This is a genomic window from Halomonas terrestris (assembly GCF_049166755.1).
Classification (GTDB): domain Bacteria; phylum Pseudomonadota; class Gammaproteobacteria; order Pseudomonadales; family Halomonadaceae; genus Halomonas.
Window position 1 is genome coordinate 131,807 of the sequence record NZ_JBMHFZ010000007.1, and the last position, 18,314, is coordinate 150,120.

The following is an 18,314-nucleotide window of genomic DNA, read 5'->3' on the forward strand; positions in this document are numbered from 1 at the left end:
TCGCGACCTCAGGAGAAGCGGCCATGAGCTATATCGAGACGATTGCCCCCGACCAAGCCTCGGACGAGGTACGCGAGATGTACCGACGCCAGCAGGCCCACTTCGGGTTCCTGCCCAACTACGCCCGGGTGTTCTGTCATCGCCCCGAGGTGATGGCGAGCTGGGCGAGCCTGCTGGCGACCATCCGTCGCCACGTCGAACCGCGTCGCTTCGAACTGGTGACCCTGGCCGCCGCCCGGGCGCTGGGCAACGCCTACTGCTCGCTGGCCCATGGCAGGGCGCTGGCGGGGCTGGTCGGCGAGGCCGAGGCCCGGGCGATCGCCGCGGGCGGCGAGGGCAGCACGCTGACCGCGGCGGAGCGGGCGATGATGGCCTTCGCCGGGCAGGTGGCCCGGGACGCCGGGAGCGTCACCGCCGGCGACGTCGCGCACCTGCGGGCGCAGGGTTTCGCCGACGACGAGATCTTCGACATCGTCGCCGTGGCCGCCGCGCGAGCCTTCTTCACCAAGATGCTGGATGGCCTCGGTGCCGAACCCGACGCCCCCTTCCGGGAGGTGGACGCCGGCCTGCGCGAGGCGCTCACCGTGGAGCGGCCGATGGCAACTGGACCAGAGGGGAGTGACGGCGGGCGGATGGCGGAACAGGTCGCCCCCTCGCAGTGATCCCATGGAAGAGACTCGGACGTGGACATGGGGGCTCCCTGGCCGTCAGGTGGGTTGACGCGAAGGGCCCGGCACTTGCCGGGCCCCACACCGTTCAGCCCTTCTGGGCGGTGTAGCTCTGGATCAGGTTGGCGTAGGCGGGCAGATGGCCGGCCAGCAGGCCGCCGAAGCCCTCGATGTCGTTGCGCCAGTCGCGGTGAAGCTCGCAGCCCACACCGAACCAGGTCATCAGCTGGGCCCCGGCCTGGGACATGCGATCCCAGGCGGCGTCGCGGGTGGTCGGGTTGAAGGTGCCGGAGGCGTCGGTGACGACGAACACCTCATAACCCTCTTCCAGGGCCGAGAGCACCGGGAAGGCCACGCACACCTCGGTCACCACGCCGGCGACCAGCAGCTGCTTCTTGCCGGTGGCCTTGACCGCCGCCACGAACTCCTCGTTGTCCCAGGCGTTGATCTGGCCGGGGCGGGCGAAGTAGGGGGCGTCGGGGAAGGTCTCCTTGAGCTCGGGTACCATGGGGCCGTTGGGGCCGTCCTCGAAGCTGGTGGTGAGGAGGGTGGGGATCTCGAAGAACCTGGCGATGTCGGCCAGGGCCAGCACATTGTTCTTGAAGTCGTCGGGGCTGAAGTCGCGGACCAGCGAGAGCAGGCCGGCCTGATGGTCGACCAGCAGCAGGGCGACGTCGTCCTTGTTCAGGCGGTTGTAGGTATAGGACATCTCGTTTCTCCTTTTCTTCCTCGGATGGAGCGCCCGGCGGGGATGCCGGGCGCAGTCGGCCACGGCGGATGCCGCTTGGCCTAGCGGGTCAGACGGCCGAACTTGCCGGCCTGGTATTCGGCGAAGGCCTGGTGAATCTCCGCTTCGCTGTTCATGACGAAGGGACCATGGCCCACCACCGGCTCGTCGATGGGCTCGCCGCCGAGCAGCAGCAGCCGGGCGTCGTTGTTGGCCTCCAGGCGCAGCTCGTCGCCCTGGCGCTCGAAGGCCACCACGGCCTCGTCACGGACGACGGCGTCGCCGTTGACCTGTACCGTGCCCTCGAGCACCACCAGCAGGGTGGTGTGGCCCTCCGGCACCCGCAGGGTCGCCTCGCCGCCCGGCTCGAGCCGCAGGTCCCAGACATCGATCGGCGTGAAGGTGTGGGCCGGGCCTTCATGGCCCCGGTACTCGCCGGCGATCACCCGCAACTCCCCGGCCCGGCCCGGTAGCGCCACCCGGGGGATATCGGCATCGAGCAGGGTCTGGTAGGCCGCGGGCGCCGACTTGTGCGCGGCCGGCAGATTGACCCACAGCTGCACCATCTCCAGGCTGCCGCCGCGCTCGGTGAAGGCGGGGGAGTGGAACTCCTCGTGGACGATGCCCGCGCCGGCGGTCATCCACTGCACATCCCCCTCGCCGATGCGCCCGCCGCTTCCGGTGGAGTCGCGATGCTCCAGCTCGCCGCGGTAGACCAGGGTCACGGTCTCGAAGCCGCGATGGGGGTGGGCGCCCACGCCGCGGGGCCGGCTGGCCGGCGCGAAGTCATGGGGGCCGGCATGGTCGAGCAGCAGGAAGGGGCTCAGGTGGTCGGCGCCGAGGCGGTCGTAGGTGAACAGCGAGCGGACCGGGAAGCCGTCGCCGACCCAGTGGCCGCGGGGCGCGCCGTAGATGCCGAGGATCTTCTTCATGGTGTGGCTCCTGCGTGGTTGACGGGGCGTTGGCCCGATGCAAGAAGACTATGAGGGGAACGGTGGTAGCGGTAGAGGGTATAATTCGCACTCTCCGTTCCATGAACAGGACGAAAAGGCCAGGACAGTCATGCAGGATCTCAACGACCTCTACTACTTCGTCCAGGTGGTGGACCACGGCGGCTTCGCCCCGGCCGGCCGGGCCCTGGGCATCCCCAAGTCGAAGCTGAGCCGGCGCATCGCCCAGCTGGAGGAGCGCCTGGGTACGCGGCTGATCCATCGTTCGACGCGCCACCTGTCGGTCACCGAACTGGGCCAGGCCTACTACCGCCACTGCCTGGCGATGCTGGTGGAGGCGGAGGCGGCCGACGAGCTGATCCAGCGCAACCTCGCCCAGCCGCGGGGCACGGTGCGCCTGAGCTGCCCGCCGAGCCTGCTGCACTACCTGATCACGCCGCTGCTGGTGCGCTTCATGGCGCAGTGTCCCGACGTGGAGGTGCAGGTGGAGGCCACCAGCCGCCGGGTGGACGTGGTCAAGGAGGGCTTCGACCTGGCCATCCGGGTGCGCTTCCCGCCGCTGGAGGACAGCGACCTGGCCATGAAGGTGCTGTCCCGGAGTCCCCAGCGGCTGATGGCGGCCCCCGGCCTGTTCGAGACGCGACCGCGGCCACGCGCGCCGGCTGACCTGGCGGCGCTGCCGAGCCTGGATTTCGAGCAGGTCCACCGGCAGCACCACTGGGAACTGGAGGGCCCGGAGGGGGAGAGCGCCCGGATCCGCCATCACCCGCGGCTGGTCACCGACAACGCCGAGACCCTGCACCGGGCGGCCCTGGCCGGCCTGGGCGTGGTCAAGCTGGCCCTGCTCGTGGCCGGCCGCGACCTTCAGGCGGGTCGCCTCGTCGACGTGCTGCCCGGTTGGGAGCCGCGGGGCGGCATCCTCCACGCCGTGTTTCCCTCGCGGCGCGGGCTCCTCCCTTCGGTCAGGGCGCTGCTCGACTTCCTGGGTGACAACATCAACGAGGTGGACTTCACCAGCCAGGCGGCGCAGTCCCCGAGAGGGGAGTAGGGAGCCTCACCGGCGGGTGCCGGGTGACGCTGTTGCGCGTTGCGAAGCGTTCAGCACAGCCGGCTGCCGAGCAGCAGCAGGCTGGCATCCAGGCTGTGCCAGCCCCACCAGGCCAGTGCCAGGGCGCCGCTGGCGACGGCGGCCGCCGCCAGGGCAGCCAGATGGCGTTGGGTCATGCCCGGGCCTCCGCGGGCGCCTGGCGGTCGACGGGGGCTTCGCTGATGAACCAGTGCAGGGCGGCCGCCGCCACCGAGAGCAGGATGGCGAGCTGCCACACCACGTCGTAGTGGCCGTTGAGGTCGTAGAGGTAGCCACCCAGCCAGACGCCCATGAAGGAGCCGAGCTGGTGGAAGAGAAAGACGATGCCGCCGAGCATCGACAGGTGACGCACGCCGAACACCGAGGCGACGATGCCGTTGGTCAGCGGCACGGTGGAGAGCCACAGCAGGCCCATGGCGATGCCGAACAGGTAGGCGCTGGAGGGGCTCAGCGGGAAGAGGATGAAGGCGGTGATCACCGCCCCGCGGATGAGGTAGAGCCAGGTCAGCAGCCGCGGCTTGGAGAAGTGGCCGCCGAGCCAGCCGGCGGTGTAGGTGCCGAGGATATTGAAGAGCCCCACCAGGGCCAGCACGGTACTGCCCACCTGCACGGCGATGCCGTTGTCGAACAGGTAGCCCGGCAGGTGCACCCCGATGAACACCACCTGGAAGCCGCAGACGAAGAAGCCCAGGCAGAGCAGCCAGAAACCGCGGTGGCCAGCGGCCTCGTCCAGCGCCGCGGAGAGGCTGATGTCGCTGCCCTGGCGCGGCGAGGGGCGATCCCGGAGCATGCTGCCCAGTGGCACCATCAGGGCCGCCAGGGCGCCCATCACCAGCAGTGCCGCCGACCAGCCCAGCCACTCCAGCAGCCCGAGGGTGCCCGGCAGCATGGCGAACTGGCCGAACGAGCCCGCCGCACTGACGATGCCCATGGCCATGCTGCGTTTCTCCGGGGCCACGGCGCGGCCCACGGCGCCGAGGATCACCGAGAAGGTGGTGCCGGAGAGCCCCAGGCCGATCAGTACCCCGGCCGACAGCGACATGCCCAGGGCGGAGTCCGAGAGCCCCATGAAGGTCAGCCCCAGGGCATAGAGCAGCCCGCCGATCGCCACCACCCGAGCGGCGCCGAAGCGATCGGCCAGGGCTCCGGTGAAGGGCTGGGAGAGCCCCCAGATCAGGTTCTGCAACGCCAGGGCGAAGGCGAACACCTCGCGGCCCCAGCCGAGCTCGCTGCTCATCGGCTCCATGAAGAGCCCGAAGCCATGACGCAGGCCCATGGCCATGGAGATGACCAGGCTGCCCAGCAGGATCAACAGCAGGGTATGGCGACGAAGGGCGTCCATGTCGAGGTGCCTGTTTGCAGACTAATGAAATGCCACTATCGCGTGTCCTGCTCCTCCTGGCCATAGTCGCATTATTGCGACAGTGCTGTCGCCCGCGCGCCACATGGGTGACCAGGCCGCTCTTCGCTAGAATGAGAGCCCCCGGATCACGACAAGGAGATTTCCATGCCCCGGCGCCTGTTGACCCTGTTCATCGTATTGCTCTCCGCTTTGCTGGTGGCGGGCTGCAGCTACCAGCCCGCCCGCATCAAGTCCGAGCCACTGATCGTCATCGATGACGACCGGGGCGGCTACTCCCGTGGTAGCGGCTTCTGCCCGCCAGGGCAGGCCAAGAAGGGACGCTGCTGACCTTGCACGATCATTCCTTGCTGCGGGCTTGGCGTGACCCGGCAAGGGGATATACTGATTGGAAACAGTGTTTCCTCAGGCCTTGTCCGAAAAGTCGGCGAGCGAAGGCCAGGGCTAGGCCCGTTCCCTACGGGCCCACGCATTTCCCACATCCTTGTGGGTCACTAGGCGAAATCAGCCGAAAAACGGACCGGGCTCGCGTGCGAGTTTACGGGGTGAAATGAGGACTTTGATCGGACTCGCGCACGAGCCGATTTTGAACGCCGTATGGTCGAGCGCAGTCAGTTTTCAGACAGAGCCTGGCAATGCCCGAGGCGCCCCGCCCATAGAGGCAGTCACGGTCGGATCCCGTGTCGAGAGGCGTGCCGGGCCGGGAACGAAGGGAGCCCATCAACCGTTCATTACCTCGCGAGGTATTCGCCATGATGACTCCCATGCGCCTGCTGATGCTCGCCGTGGTGGCCGGCACCCTGACCCTGGCCGGCTGCAGCTATACTCCCGCGCGGGTGCAGTCCCAGCCGCTGATCGAGATCGACGGCTACAGCGGGCATCGTCACTACCGTGGTGACGACCGCCGCTACTACGACCGCCATCGCCATCGTCGGGTGGAACGGCACTACTATTACGATGATCACCGCCGTGGGGGCTTCTGCCCGCCGGGGTTGCAGATGCAGGGCCGCTGCTGAGCGGGCGGGAAGTTGCTTTTCGTGCCGTCGGGGCTATGGTGAGAGTCTGCCCCGGCACATGGACGACAAGAACTCCCGATGGCCTATCTCGATCTTCGTGCCTGCACCCTCGAGCCTGAGCACGTGGCTCATGCCCACGACCATCACCAGCTCATCCTGGCGACCTGCGGCGTCACGGAGCTCGCCATCGAGGGGCAGGGCGAGCGCATCACCGCCAGCCGCGGCTGCCTGATTCCCTGCACCAGTCGCCACGAGTACGCGGGGGACGGTCGCAACCGCACCCTGGTGCTCGACATTCCGCTGGCCAGCCTGCCGGCCCTGCGGGATGGCGATGCCATCGAGTGGCTGTTCGAGAAGCCGTGCTTCTTCAGCGTGCCGGCCCGGCTCAGGGCACTCGCCGGCACCCTGATGCAGCAGCTCGAGCAGTGCCCGGCCCTGCACAGCGAGATCGCGGCCCTGCTGCTGCGTGCCCTCTATCTGCACCTGCGCGACGAGCCCGTGGCCAGCCCGGGCGGCCCCGCGCTGACTCGCCAGGCACGCGAGCGCCTCGACCAGGCGCGGCTGGATGCCTGGATCGACCGGCACCTCGCCGACGAGATCCGGGTCGAGCAGCTCGCCTCGCTGTGTGCCCTGAGCCCTGGCCACTTCCACGCCCGCTTCCGCGACCTGACCGGCGCCACGCCCCTGGCCTATGTCCAGGCCCGGCGACTCGAGCATGCCCGCACCCTGGTCTGTCACAGTGGCCTGAGTCTGGGCCATGTCGCTTCCCTGGTGGGATTTCGCGATCAGGGCAGCTTCTCCCGCGCCTATCGTCGCCACTTCGGGGTGGCCCCCTCCCTCGATCGTCGATCCCGCTGAGCCTCGTCTCAGGAGCTCCGGGCAAATCTCCCTGAGTCGGGGGCAAGCAGTCTCGTCGGTGGCGATCTAGGCTCAAGGTGAGTAGTCGTCGTCAATCGACCGGCCATCTCCGGCCTTGGCGATGCCCCGCAAGCCACAAGAACGACAAGAGGTGAGGGATGATGAACAAGACGATGCTGCCCCGCGCGGTGGCCCTGGCGGCGCTGCCGCTGGCCGTTGCCAGCACCCATGTCCAGGCGCAGTCCCATGAGATGGTGATCGCCACGCTGTTGCCCGAGAGCATGACCAACAACGAGATCTACCCGGCCCTGGTGCACTTCAAGAACCTCGTCGAGGCGCGCACCGACGGCGACCTGGAGGTGTCGATCTTCGGGGGTGGCCAGCTCGGCTCCGAGGTGGAGACCGGCTCTGAGGTACAGGGCGGACGCACCCTGCAGTCCACCATCATGTCGACCGGCGCCATGTCCTCCTTCTACGAGGACTACCAGATGGTCACCGCCCCCTTCCTGTTCACCAACTGGCGCCAGGCCTGGGCCTTCTACGACAGCGAGTGGTTCGCCGACTTCATGTCCGGCACCATCGAGTCGGCCAACATGCGCTACCTGGGGACCTTCGACGACGGCGGCGGCTTCGTGGCCTTCACCAACAACAAGCGCCTGATCGAGACCGTCGACGACCTGGAGGGGCTCAACATCCGCACCGAGGAGAACCCCGCCCACGTGGCGATCATGCGGGCCCTGGGCGCCTCCGCCACGCCGCTGCCCTGGGGCGAGTTGATCACCGCGCTGGAGACCGGCCTGGCCGATGGCCAGTTCAATGCGCCGGTCATCAACACCGCCTACAACCTCGATGCCGTCACCGACTACACCACCCTGACCGGGCACGTGTACAACAGTGCTCCCTGGATGATCAGCGAGGCGTGGTACCAGGAGCTGCCCGAGGAGTACCAGCGGGTCGTGATCACCTCGGCGCGGGAGGCCATCGAGGTGAGCCACGGCATGTCGGGTGCCCTGGCCACCGCCAGCTGGGAGGAGTCCTGCGAGCGCTTCGAGGCCTGCTACATGATGCCGGAGGAGGAGCGCCAGCGCATGGCGGAGATCGCCCGCCCGGCCTGGCAGGAGTGGATCGTCGAGGACTTCGGCATGGATGCCGAGCGGGTCGAGGGCCTGCTCGCCGAGGTGGAGCGTGTCGGCAACGAGGTGGCCGAGGAGGACTTCCGTATCTACGGTCAGTGAAGCCGGCGGGGCAGGGGAGCGGTAGCGCTTCTGCCCCACTTCCTGCGTGACCGAGCGGGGCTCGGTCCTGATCCAGCCGTCACGGGTGCCCTCCATGAGTCCGCTTGCTTCCCTGCGTCGCTTCAGCGATGGCGTCAACCAGGTCGCCATCGTGCTCTGCGTGGTGTGTATCCTGGCCATGCTGGGCATCTCGTTCACGGCCTTCATCTACAAGCTGTTCACCGGCAGTGCCCTGAGCTGGACCTACTCCCTGGCCCGGCTCTTCCTGCCGTGGATCGGCTTTCTCTCCATGACCATCTCGCTGCGCTACGGCGAGCACGTGGCCATGACCCTGCTGGTGCGCAGCCTGCCGCGGGTCATGGTCAAGGTGGCGGCCGGGCTCTGCCTGGCGGTGATCGCGCTCTTCGCGGCACTGCTGGTGTGGTACGGCTGGGGCTATTTCCAGGGTGCCAGCCAGGTCTACATGGTCTCCGACCGCATCCAGGTGCCCGGCAAGTTCACCGCCATCGTGGTGCCGATTGCCGGCGTGATCATCCTGTTGCACCTGGTGCACGGCTTCGCGCTGCTCGAGCACTTCATCGATGACCGGTCGATGATCGACGACCTCATCGAGACCACCGACCTGGAGGAGCGCCCATGACGCCCGCGATCATTGCCTTCGTGGTCCTGCTGCTGATCGGCGCGCCCGTCGCCGTGGTCATGGCGATGTCCGGCCTGGTGGGAGGCTTCATGCTGGGCGGCGAGCGCATGCTCGGCATCATCGCCGACCGCATGTTCTCCGGGGTATCGGGCTTCCTGCTGATCGCGGTGCCCTATTTCATCTTCACCGCGGAACTGATGAACCAGGGGGGGCTGACCCAGAAGTTGATCGCCTTCAACAACGCCCTGTTCGGGCGGGTGCGCGGCGCACTCTCCCACGTCAACGTCTCGGTGTCGGTCTTCTTCGCCGGCCTCACCGGTGCCGCCATCACCGACACCGTGGCCATCGGCAAGATCATGATCCCCGAGATGAAGAAGCAGGGCTACGACGCCGAGTATGCGGCGGCGATCACCGCCTGTTCCTCGATCATCGGCCCGATCATTCCCCCCAGCGTGGTCATGGTGGTCTACGCGACCCTGCTGCGGGACATCTCGGTGATCGACCTCTTCGCCGGCGGCATCATTCCCGGGCTGCTGATGGCGCTGGCGCTGCTCGGGGTCAGCTTCGTCCTGGCCTGGAAGCGCGGCTATCCCAAGCAGGCGCCGACCCCGTTCAAGGTGGCGATCTTCTCCTTCCTGGCCGCACTGCCGGCGATGCTGGTGCCGCTGATCATCCTCGGCGGCATCCTCTCGGGTCTCACCACCATCACCGAGGCATCTGGCTTCGCCGCCGTCTATGCCCTGGCCATCGGCGTGCTCTTCTATCGCAACCTGACCTGGCGGAAGATCTGGAACTCGCTGGTGGTCACGGTGCGTTTCTCCGGGGTGGTGTTTTTCCTGCTGGCGACCTCGGCGGTGCTCGGCTGGTTCGTCACCCGTTCCGGCATCGCCCGGGACGCCGCGGGGCTGATTACCACCTTCAGCGACTCCGCCTTCCTGCAGCTGATGCTGGTCTGCGTGCTGCTGATCCTGATCGGCACCGTGATGGACGTGCTGCCGGCACTGGTGGTGGTGGCGCCGGTCCTGGTGCCGGCGATGATCCAGCTGGGCTTCGACCCGCTGCACTTCGCCATCCTGATGATCGTGGTGCTCAACATCTCCAACGTCACGCCCCCGGTGGGGATGACACTGATGACGGCGGCGCGCATTGCCGAGGTGCCCTACGAGAGGGCGATCCTCGCCTCGCTGCCGTTCTACTTCGCCTATGTGGCGGTGATCCTGCTGCTGGCCCTGTTCCCGGCCCTCTCGACCTGGATTCCCTCGTTGCTGCGCTGAGGCGCGACTGATCAAGGACGCGATGCGATGAAGCTCTTCTACCACTCCGACCAGGAACGCCATGCGCCGCCCACCTTCCTGCTGCGCGGCCGGGCGGTGGACTCCCCCGAGGGGCCGGTCCGCGCCGAACTGCTGGCCGACGGCCTGGCACGGGCGGGTCTGGCACTGACCTCGCCGACCTATGCCGACAGCCCGCGCCTGCGCACCCGCCTGGCGAGAATCCATACGCCCCGCTATCTCGACTTCCTGGAGACCATCCACGCCCGCTGGCGCGAGCTGCCGGATGCGTCGGATATCGTCGCGCCCAATGTCCACCCCTGTGGCGGCGGACACCACTATCCCCGCCATCCGGTGGGCCTGGTCGGCTGGCACATGCACGACATGGCGTGTCCCATGACCGCCGACAGCTTCCCCGGCATCCTGGCCAGCGCCGCCGGCGCCGAGGCCGCCGCGGAGGCGGTGCTGGCAGGAGACAACACCGCCTATGCGCTGTGCCGTCCCCCCGGCCACCACGCCGGCCCCGAGCGTGCCGGGGGCTTCTGCTTCCTCAACAACGCCGCGCTGGCCGCCACCGTGCTGCGCGAGCAGTTCTCGAGGGTGGCGATCCTCGACGTCGACCTGCACCACGGCAACGGTACCCAGGACATCTTCTATCACCGTGGCGATGTCTGGACCGGCTCCCTGCACGCCGACCCCGCCGACTTCTACCCCTTCTTCTGGGGCGGTGCCCACGAGGAGGGCCTGGGCGATGGGCTGGGGGCCAACGTCAACCTGCCGTTGCCGCTGGGCAGCGACGGGAGTGCCTTCCTCGAGCATCTCGACCGCCTGATCCTGCGCCTGGCCGATTACCGTCCCGAGGCGGTGGTCGTCGCCCTGGGCCTGGATGCCCACAAGCACGACCCGCTGGCCGGCTTCACCCTCGAGACCCGGGACTTCACCCGGGTGGGTCGGCGGCTCGCCGACATCGGCCTGCCCACCGTGCTGGTGCAGGAGGGAGGCTATCCCACCGAGCACCTGAGCGATAATCTCGCCGCCTTCATGGGTGGCTTTCGCGGCGACTGAGCGTTCGCCGGACACGTTCGGGCGCCCGCCCGTTCCCTCGACTGGAGACAGCACGACATGACCGTCAACTACCACGACAGCAACAACCGCATGAGCCAGGCCACCGTGCACAATGGCACCGTCTACCTCGCCGGCCAGGTGCCGGACGATACCAGCGCCGACATGCGCGGCCAGACCGAGCAGGTGCTGGCCAAGATCGACCGCCAGCTGGCGGCGGTGGGGAGCTCCAGGGAGCACCTGCTGAGCGCCCTGGTGTGGGTCACCGACATGGCCGAGTTCGCCGAGATGAACGCCGCCTGGGACGCCTGGGTGGTGCCCGGCCGGCCACCGGCGCGTGCCGCCACCGAGGCCAGGCTGGCCCTGCCGGAGTTCAAGGTCGAGATCATGGTCACCGCGGCGTTGCCGGAGGCCTGAGATGCGCATCATCACGGCTGACCAGGTGGCCGCTGCGCTGCCCTGGACGGCGCTGGTGGAGCGCCTGGCGACGACCTTCCGCGAGGGAGTGGAGTCGCCGCCGCGTCACCACCACGCCATGCATCGTCCCGATGGCGAGGCCACCATGCTGTTGATGCCGGCCTGGGAGCGAGCCGGCTACATCGGCGTGAAGATGGTCAACGTCTTCCCCCAGAACGCCGATCATGGCATTCCGGCGATCTCGGGGGTCTACCTGCTCAGCGAGGGGGCCCACGGGCGTCCCCTGGCCTGCCTCGACGGCAGCGAACTGACCCGGCGACGCACCGCGGCAGCCTCGGCGCTGGCCGCCCGGGAACTGGCGCGGGAAGATGCCGGGACTCTGCTGGTGGTGGGGACCGGCAGGCTGGCGCCCATGGTGATCGAGGCCCATGCCGCGGTACGTCCCATCCGGCGCGTGCGCGTCTGGGGCCGCAACACCGGGAAGGTCGAGCGACTCGCCGCCGACTACGCCGATCGCTTCGACGCCACCGCGGTCACCGATCTCGAGGCCGCCAGTCGCGAGGCCGACCTGATCAGCTGCGTGACGCTCTCGACCGCGCCGCTGATCCGGGGCGAGTGGCTCTCGCCCGGCACCCACCTGGACCTGATCGGCGCCTTCCGCCCGACCATGCGCGAGACCGATGCCGAGTGCCTGCGCCGTGGCGAGGTGTTCGTCGACACCTACGCCGGGGCCCGGGGCGAGGCGGGGGATATCCTCCAGGCCATCGACGAGGGCGCCTTCGCCTTCGATGATATCCGCGGCGAGCTCGCCGAGCTGCTGCGGGGCGACAGGCCGGGACGCTCGTCGCCCGAGGCGATCACGCTGTTCAAGTCGGTGGGTGCCTCGCTGGAGGACCTGGCGGCGGCCATCGAGGTGTGGGAGCAGCTGGAGGGGCGTCCATGACGGCGGGTGACTCCGGAGCGCCGGCCGCCGGATCGCCGGCCGCCGGATTCTTCTGGCACGAGCGCTGCTTCTGGCACGATCCCGGCGCCATCGGTGTGTTCTCCGCGCCGGGGGAGTTCCTCCAGCCGCAGCCCGCCTCCGAGAGTCCGGAGAGCAAGCGGCGGTTGAAGAACCTGCTGGAGGTCTCGGGGCTGATCGACGAACTCGAGGTGCGCAAGCCGCCGGCGGCCACCCGCACGGACCTCGAGCGCTTCCATACGCCGCGCTATCTCGATGCGCTCGAGGCCGGCGACCGGGGACGGGGCGGCAACGGGGGCGACTGCGCCCCTTACATGCCCGGCAGCCTGGCGGCGGCGCGCCACTCGGCGGGACTCGCCATCGCCGCCGTGGAGGCGGTGGCCACCGGCGGGCTCGCCAACGCCTATGCGCTCTGCCGCCCTCCCGGACACCACGCCGAGGCCGACCGCGGGCGCGGCTTCTGCCTGCTGGGCAATATCCCCGTCGCGGTGCGGCGCGCCCGGGCGCTGGGCCAGGTGGGCCGGGTGGCGATCCTCGACTGGGATGTGCACCACGGCAACGGCCAGCAGGCGGCCTTCCACGACGACCCCGAGGTGTTCACGGTGTCGCTCCACCAGGCCGGCAACTATCCGCTGGAGACCGGTTTCTTCGACGAGCAGGGCACGGGGGCGGGCCTCGGCACCAATCTCAACCTGCCGCTGCCGCCCGGCTGTGGACTCGGCGCCTATGACTACGCCATGACCCGGCTGGTGCTGCCGGCCATCGAGGCCTTCGCCCCGGAGTTGATCGTGGTGGCCTGCGGCTATGACGCCTGCGCCAAGGACCCGCTGGGCAAGATGCTGCTCAACAGCGACGCCTTCGCCGCCATGACCCGGCAGGTCATGACGCTGGCCGCCAGCGTCTCCCAGGGCCGCCTGGTGGTGGTCCACGAGGGCGGGTACTCGGAGGGCTATGCGCCGCTGTGCGGCCATGCGGTGATCCAGGCGCTGGCCGGCAGTGCCATCACGGTGCCCGATCCCCAGAACGACGAGATCGCCGCCTGGGCCTACCAGGCGCTGCAACCCCACCAGCGAGCGCTGATCGACGGTTGGCGCGATGCCTGGGCCGCGGCCGGCCGTCTCCGCTAGACAAGGACGCATGCCATGACCCCACTCTACGATCGCGACGGCTGGCTGTGGCACGACGGCGAATGGCTGCCGTGGCGCGATGCCCGTACCCACCTGCTGACCCACACCCTGCATTACGGCATGGGCTGCTTCGAGGGGGTGAGGGCCTACCACGGCGAACGGGGCACCCACCTGTTCCGGGTGGCCGAGCACACGCGACGCCTGGCCGACAGCGCCCATGCCCTGGACATGACCCTCGACGTCGGCGAGGCCGAACTCATCGAGGGACAGCGCCAGTGCCTCGAGAGGAACGGCCTGACCGATGCCTATCTCAAGCCCACCGTCTACTTCGGCGCCGAGGGGCTGGGGCTGCGCGCGAAGGGGCTGACCGTGCACGTGATGATCGCCGCCTGGGACCTGGGCGACTACATCTCGCCGGAGGCGGCCGCCATCGGCCTGCGGGCGCTGACCTCTTCCTGGTCGCGGCATCACGTCAACATCAGCCTGTGCCGGGCCAAGACCAACGGCCACTACGTCAACTCCATGCTGGCGCTCAACACGGCGGTGAAGGCGGGCTTCGACGAGGCGATCATGCTCGACCCCGAGGGGTATGTCGCCGAGGCCTCGGCGGCCAATGTCTTCCTGCTGCGCGACGGCGTGCTGCATACGCCAGAGGTCACCTCCTGCCTGCAGGGCATCACCCGGGACAGCGTGATCCGCCTGGCCCGGGAGGCGCTCGGGCTGGAGGTGCGCGAGCGACGCATCACCCGCGACGAGCTGTATACCGCCGACGAGGCCTTCGTCACCGGGACGGCTGCCGAGCTGCTGCCGCTGCGTGAACTGGACGGTCGCCATGTCGGTGCCCGTGCCGGGGCGCCGCCCCCGGGCCATCCCATCGCCGAGGATTCGGTGACGGCGCAGCTGCAACGCCTCTATCGGCGGGTGACCCGCGGTGACCTGGGGGACGACCTCGTGGCGTTCCGCCACTGGCTGACGCCCGCCTGAGGGCGCGTATCGCGGCAGCCGACGGCTTCGTTGACCGTGTCGACTTCCCGGGCGTGGTAGCCTGCTCGCTATCCGGGGCGGAAGGACGACGATGATCATCGCATTCATGGACGGCGTGCTGCGCCTGGTGCTGATACTCTGCGCTGCCTGGGGAGCGCTGGCGCTGGCCCACCGGCTGCCGCTCCCGGTAGCGGGGCGGGTGGCGGCGGTGGCCGGCTGGCTGGTGGCCTGCGGGATCTGGCTGTGGCTGGCATGGCAGGGGGCGAGGATGGCACCGCTGGCCGGCATGGCGGTGCAGATGGCCGCGCTGCTCGCCTGGTGGCGAAGCCTGCGACCGGCGAAGGACCTCGACTGGGCCGACGACGTGGCGCACCTGGCCACCGGCACGGTGGCCGGCAACCGGCTGACGCTGCACCATGTGCGCCACTTCGCCTGGCAGACCCGGACCGAGGCCACGACCGCCTGGGAGACCCGCCACTATGACCTGGACCGGCTGTCATCGGTGGACCTCTTCATTTCCAGCTGGGGACGCCCCGGGATCGCCCATGTGCTGATCAGTTTCGGCTTCCGTGGCGCGGGCGATGCGATCGACGAGTTCGTGGCCTTCTCGGTGGAGGTGCGCCGCGAGCGGCACGAGCGCTTCTCGGAGATCGGCGGCTTCTTCAAGCAGTACGAGCTGGCGATCATCGCCGCGGACGAGCGCGATGCCGTGCGCCTGCGCAGCAACGTGCGCGGCGAACGGGTCACGCTCTACCATGTCACCCTCGCCCCCGAGGACAGGCGCGAACTGCTGCTGGCCCTGGTCAAGGTGGCCAACCGGCTCGAGAAGGAGCCGCGCTTCTACCACACCATCACCGCCAACTGCACGACCCTGGTGTTCGCCATGATGCGCCGCATCATCGAAGGCCTGCCCATGGACCATCGGCTGCTGCTGACCGGGCTGCTGCCCGGCTACGTCTTCGACCATGGCGGTCTCGTCGAGGGGTACACCCTGGCCGAGCTTCGCGAGCAGGGCGACATCACCGAGCGTGCCCGCCTGGCCGGGGATGCCGCCGACTTCTCCCGGCGGATCCGCCGCGGCGTTCCCGGCTGGGAGCCGATCACGCCTCCGCCCGATGACCCGACGTAAGAGCGCCACGGGGGTGACCCCGTGGCGCAGCGACCTCCCTGGGCATCGTCCCGGTGCCGTGCTCTCCCGGCCAGGCCTCCTGCCTGTGCGCGTCCGTGTCGTGAGAATCGGCAGTATCCCTTGCCTGTCCCCGTGGGGACACGGCCTTTATCCTACGCCCGGATGACAGAGGGGTAACGCCATGATGACGGTCGGTTGACAGCGGCCTGCCGTCGGGTCAGTGGCCGGGTCCGGAGCGTTCCAGGGCGCTGAGCAGGCCGCGCAGCAGCGAGAGCTCGCGGCGCGAGGGCTGGGCGCGGGCGAACAGTGCCTGGAGCTGGGCCTCGGTGCGGGCGTGGGGCTGGTTGAGAAAGCCGCTCGCCTGCATGACCCGGCCCAGGTGGTCGTGGAAGTGGCCGAGCTGCTCGCGGGTCGGCTGGCGTTCCCCGGCGGGGCGGGCCGGCCGGTAGTCGCTCTCCGGGCGGCGACGCCACGCCTTGAACACCTCGTAGGCGAGGACCTGCACCGCCTGGGAGAGGTTGAGGATGCCGTAGTCGGGGTTGGCGGGGATGCTCACCTGGTGACTGCAGCAGCGGATCTCGTCGTTGGTCAGGCCGAAGCGCTCGCGTCCGAACACCAGCGCCACCGGATCATCCGCGGCGTTGCCCACAAGCTCCCGGGCCATGGCGTCGGGCTCGTCGTAGTGGGGCAGCGGCAGGCTTCTGAGCCGCGCGCTGGCGCCCACCACCTGCACGCAGTCGGCCACGGCCTCGGCGAGTGACGCCACCACCCGGGCCCCGTCGACCAGGTCCTCGGCACCGGCGGCCAGCCGCGAGGCCTCGGGGTCGGGGTGGCAGCGCGGGTTGACCAGCACCAGGTCGCTCAGGCCCATGGTCTTCATGGCCCGCGCCGAGGCGCCGATATTGCCGGGGTGGAAGGTCTGGACGAGGACGATGCGGATGTTGTGGAGCATGTGACAGCTGCTGGTGGAGTGGGGCCTGTATTCTAGCGGCAGGACGCAAGGCTGTAAGCCGTCAGCTCGAAGAAAACCCCGACGTCATGGAGTGGGTACGAACGGCTTGCAGCTTGAAGATGAAAAAACCCCCGCCGGTTTTCCGGCGGGGGTCGATCAGGCGGAAGCCTGGTGGGGCAGGGGCCGATTTACATCATGCCGCCCATGCCACCCATGCCGCCCATGCCGCCCATGTCCGGCGCGGCTTCCTTCTCTTCCGGGTCGTCGGCGATCATGCACTCGGTGGTGATCATCAGGCCTGCGACGGAGCCGGCAGACTGCAGGGCAGAGCGGGTCACCTTGGCCGGGTCCAGCACGCCCATCTCGAACAGGTCGCCGAACTCGCCGGTCTGGGCGTTGTAGCCGAAGTTGCCCTCGCCCGCCTTGACCTCGTTGAGGATGACGGAGGCTTCCTGGCCGGCGTTGCTGACGATCTGACGCAGCGGCGATTCCATGGCGCGCAGGGCGATGGCGATACCGTGGGTCTGGTCCTCGTTGTCGCCCTTGAGGTCCTTGATCTTGGTCAGCACGCGGACCAGGGCGGTACCACCGCCAGGCACCACGCCTTCCTCGACGGCGGCGCGAGTGGAGTGCAGGGCGTCCTCGACGCGGGCCTTCTTCTCCTTCATCTCCACTTCGGTGGCGGCACCCACGCGGATCACGGCGACACCGCCGGCCAGCTTGGCGACACGCTCCTGGAGCTTCTCGCGATCGTAGTCGGAGGAAGTCTCCTCGATCTGGGCACGGATCTGGCCGACGCGCGCCTCGATGTCACCCTCGCCACCGGCACCATCGATGATGGTGGTGTTCTCCTTGGACATGGTGATGCGCTTGGCGCTGCCCAGGTGATCCAGGGTGGCCTGCTCGAGGGTCAGACCCACTTCCTCGGAGATCACCGTGCCGTTGGTCAGGATGGCGATATCCTGCAGCATGGCCTTGCGACGATCACCGAAGCCGGGCGCCTTGGCGGCGGCGACCTTGACGATGCCGCGCATGGTGTTGACCACCAGGGTGGCCAGGGCCTCACCCTCGATGTCCTCGGCGATGATCGCCAGCGGCTTGCCGGCCTTGGCGACGGATTCCAGCACCGGCAGCAGTTCGCGGATGTTGGAGATCTTCTTGTCGACCAGCAGCAGGTAGGGGTCTTCCAGCTCGACCGCCATGGTGTCCTGGTTGGTCACGAAGTAGGGCGACAGGTAGCCGCGGTCGAACTGCATGCCTTCGACCACTTCCAGCTCGTCTTCCAGGCCGCGGCCCTCGTCGACCGTGATGACGCCTTCCTTGCCGACCTTCTCCATGGCCTCGGCGATGATCTCGCCGATGCGCGCGTCGCCGTTGGCGGAGATGGTACCGACCTGAGCGATGGACTTGCGCTCGGTGCAGGGCACGGCCAGGTTCTGGATCTCCTTGACGGCGGCGATGACGGCCTGGTCGATGCCGCGCTTGAGGTCCATCGGGTTCATGCCCGCGGTCACGCCCTTCATGCCCTCGGTGACGATGGACTGGGCCAGCACGGTGGCGGTGGTGGTGCCGTCACCGGCGACGTCGGAGGTCTTGGAAGCGACTTCCTTGACCATCTGGGCGCCCATGTTCTCGAACTTGTCCTTGAGTTCGATCTCCTTGGCGACGGAGACGCCATCCTTGGTCACGGTCGGGGCGCCGAAGGACTTCTCCAGCACCACGTTGCGGCCCTTCGGGCCCAGGGTGGCCTTGACGGCGTTGGCCAGGACATCGACACCACGGGCCATGCGCTTGCGGGCGTCGTCGGAGAACTTGACTTGTTTTGCTGCCATTTTCGAAGTCTTCCTATGAGTTCGTGAACGTCAGATTT

General features: G+C 68.6%; 20 protein-coding genes. 14 read left to right on the forward strand and 6 right to left on the reverse strand.

Features of this window, described 5'->3' with window-relative positions; genetic code table 11:
* Positions 1-23: 23 nt before the first annotated feature.
* A complete protein-coding gene (locus ACOMD9_RS09175; RefSeq protein WP_421413994.1) occupies positions 24-662 on the forward strand; it encodes a carboxymuconolactone decarboxylase family protein in 639 nt (212 codons plus the stop codon).
* Positions 663-756: 94 nt separating this feature from the next.
* Here ACOMD9_RS09175 and ycaC read toward each other — a convergent pair whose 3' ends face one another.
* Complete coding sequence (ycaC, locus tag ACOMD9_RS09180; protein ID WP_421413997.1) at positions 757-1,377, reverse strand: isochorismate family cysteine hydrolase YcaC; 621 nt, start codon at positions 1,375-1,377, stop codon at positions 757-759.
* An 80-nt stretch (positions 1,378-1,457) separates the two neighbouring features.
* Positions 1,458-2,327 carry a pirin family protein gene (locus ACOMD9_RS09185; RefSeq protein WP_421414000.1) on the reverse strand — a complete coding sequence of 290 codons (870 nt, stop codon included), beginning with the start codon at positions 2,325-2,327 and terminating at the stop codon, positions 1,458-1,460.
* A 130-nt stretch (positions 2,328-2,457) separates the two neighbouring features.
* Between ACOMD9_RS09185 and ACOMD9_RS09190 the strand changes: the two genes are divergently transcribed.
* Positions 2,458-3,393: a LysR substrate-binding domain-containing protein gene (locus tag ACOMD9_RS09190; protein ID WP_421414002.1), complete on the forward strand. Its 936-nt coding sequence runs from the start codon at positions 2,458-2,460 to the stop codon at positions 3,391-3,393.
* 50 nt (positions 3,394-3,443) lie between these two features.
* On the opposite strand, the gene ACOMD9_RS09195 is transcribed toward ACOMD9_RS09190, so the two are convergent.
* Complete coding sequence (locus ACOMD9_RS09195) at positions 3,444-3,569, reverse strand: hypothetical protein (protein ID WP_421414004.1); 126 nt, start codon at positions 3,567-3,569, stop codon at positions 3,444-3,446.
* Complete coding sequence (locus ACOMD9_RS09200) at positions 3,566-4,774, reverse strand: MFS transporter (RefSeq protein WP_421414005.1); 1,209 nt, start codon at positions 4,772-4,774, stop codon at positions 3,566-3,568. Before ACOMD9_RS09200 ends, ACOMD9_RS09195 begins: the two co-directional genes overlap by 4 nt.
* Before the next feature lie 165 nt (positions 4,775-4,939).
* Between ACOMD9_RS09200 and ACOMD9_RS09205 the strand changes: the two genes are divergently transcribed.
* The 12 genes from ACOMD9_RS09205 (at position 4,940) to ACOMD9_RS09260 (ending at position 15,492) form a co-directional block, all read left to right on the forward strand.
* Positions 4,940-5,122 (forward strand): hypothetical protein, encoded by a 183-nt coding sequence (locus ACOMD9_RS09205; protein ID WP_421414007.1) that lies wholly within the window; start codon positions 4,940-4,942, stop codon positions 5,120-5,122.
* Positions 5,123-5,544: 422 nt separating this feature from the next.
* Positions 5,545-5,808 carry a hypothetical protein gene (locus tag ACOMD9_RS09210; protein ID WP_421414009.1) on the forward strand — a complete coding sequence of 88 codons (264 nt, stop codon included), beginning with the start codon at positions 5,545-5,547 and terminating at the stop codon, positions 5,806-5,808.
* Positions 5,809-5,886: 78 nt separating this feature from the next.
* Positions 5,887-6,666 carry a helix-turn-helix transcriptional regulator gene (locus ACOMD9_RS09215; protein ID WP_421414012.1) on the forward strand — a complete coding sequence of 260 codons (780 nt, stop codon included), beginning with the start codon at positions 5,887-5,889 and terminating at the stop codon, positions 6,664-6,666.
* Between the two features lie 161 nt (positions 6,667-6,827).
* On the forward strand, positions 6,828-7,901 hold the full coding sequence (dctP, locus tag ACOMD9_RS09220) for a TRAP transporter substrate-binding protein DctP (protein ID WP_421414133.1): 1,074 nt from the start codon (positions 6,828-6,830) through the stop codon (positions 7,899-7,901).
* Between the two features lie 94 nt (positions 7,902-7,995).
* Complete coding sequence (locus ACOMD9_RS09225) at positions 7,996-8,541, forward strand: TRAP transporter small permease (protein WP_421414013.1); 546 nt, start codon at positions 7,996-7,998, stop codon at positions 8,539-8,541.
* Positions 8,538-9,815: a TRAP transporter large permease gene (locus ACOMD9_RS09230; protein WP_421414015.1), complete on the forward strand. Its 1,278-nt coding sequence runs from the start codon at positions 8,538-8,540 to the stop codon at positions 9,813-9,815. The genes ACOMD9_RS09225 and ACOMD9_RS09230 overlap by 4 nt, the downstream gene beginning before the upstream one ends.
* Positions 9,816-9,842: 27 nt before the next feature.
* Entirely contained in the window at positions 9,843-10,877 is a 1,035-nt protein-coding gene (locus ACOMD9_RS09235) for a histone deacetylase family protein (protein ID WP_421414018.1), read from the forward strand.
* 57 nt (positions 10,878-10,934) lie between these two features.
* Entirely contained in the window at positions 10,935-11,291 is a 357-nt protein-coding gene (locus ACOMD9_RS09240) for a RidA family protein (protein WP_421414019.1), read from the forward strand.
* A 1-nt stretch (position 11,292) separates the two neighbouring features.
* A complete protein-coding gene (lhpI, locus tag ACOMD9_RS09245) occupies positions 11,293-12,234 on the forward strand; it encodes a bifunctional Delta(1)-pyrroline-2-carboxylate/Delta(1)-piperideine-2-carboxylate reductase (protein ID WP_421414020.1) in 942 nt (313 codons plus the stop codon).
* Positions 12,231-13,379: a class II histone deacetylase gene (locus tag ACOMD9_RS09250; protein ID WP_421414022.1), complete on the forward strand. Its 1,149-nt coding sequence runs from the start codon at positions 12,231-12,233 to the stop codon at positions 13,377-13,379. Before lhpI ends, ACOMD9_RS09250 begins: the two co-directional genes overlap by 4 nt.
* A gap of 15 nt (positions 13,380-13,394) precedes the next feature.
* A complete protein-coding gene (locus ACOMD9_RS09255; RefSeq protein ID WP_421414023.1) occupies positions 13,395-14,363 on the forward strand; it encodes a branched-chain amino acid transaminase in 969 nt (322 codons plus the stop codon).
* Positions 14,364-14,454: 91 nt separating this feature from the next.
* Positions 14,455-15,492 (forward strand): Lnb N-terminal periplasmic domain-containing protein, encoded by a 1,038-nt coding sequence (locus ACOMD9_RS09260; protein WP_421414025.1) that lies wholly within the window; start codon positions 14,455-14,457, stop codon positions 15,490-15,492.
* 217 nt (positions 15,493-15,709) lie between these two features.
* Here ACOMD9_RS09260 and ACOMD9_RS09265 read toward each other — a convergent pair whose 3' ends face one another.
* Together ACOMD9_RS09265 and groL are read right to left on the reverse strand one after the other, a co-directional pair.
* Positions 15,710-16,444, reverse strand: coding sequence for an RNA methyltransferase (locus ACOMD9_RS09265; protein ID WP_421414028.1), 735 nt, complete (start codon positions 16,442-16,444; stop codon positions 15,710-15,712).
* A 188-nt stretch (positions 16,445-16,632) separates the two neighbouring features.
* The gene (groL, locus tag ACOMD9_RS09270; protein ID WP_421414030.1) at positions 16,633-18,276 is read right to left on the reverse strand and encodes a chaperonin GroEL; all 1,644 of its coding nucleotides are present in this window, start codon (positions 18,274-18,276) and stop codon (positions 16,633-16,635) included.
* Positions 18,277-18,314: the final 38 nt, after the last annotated feature.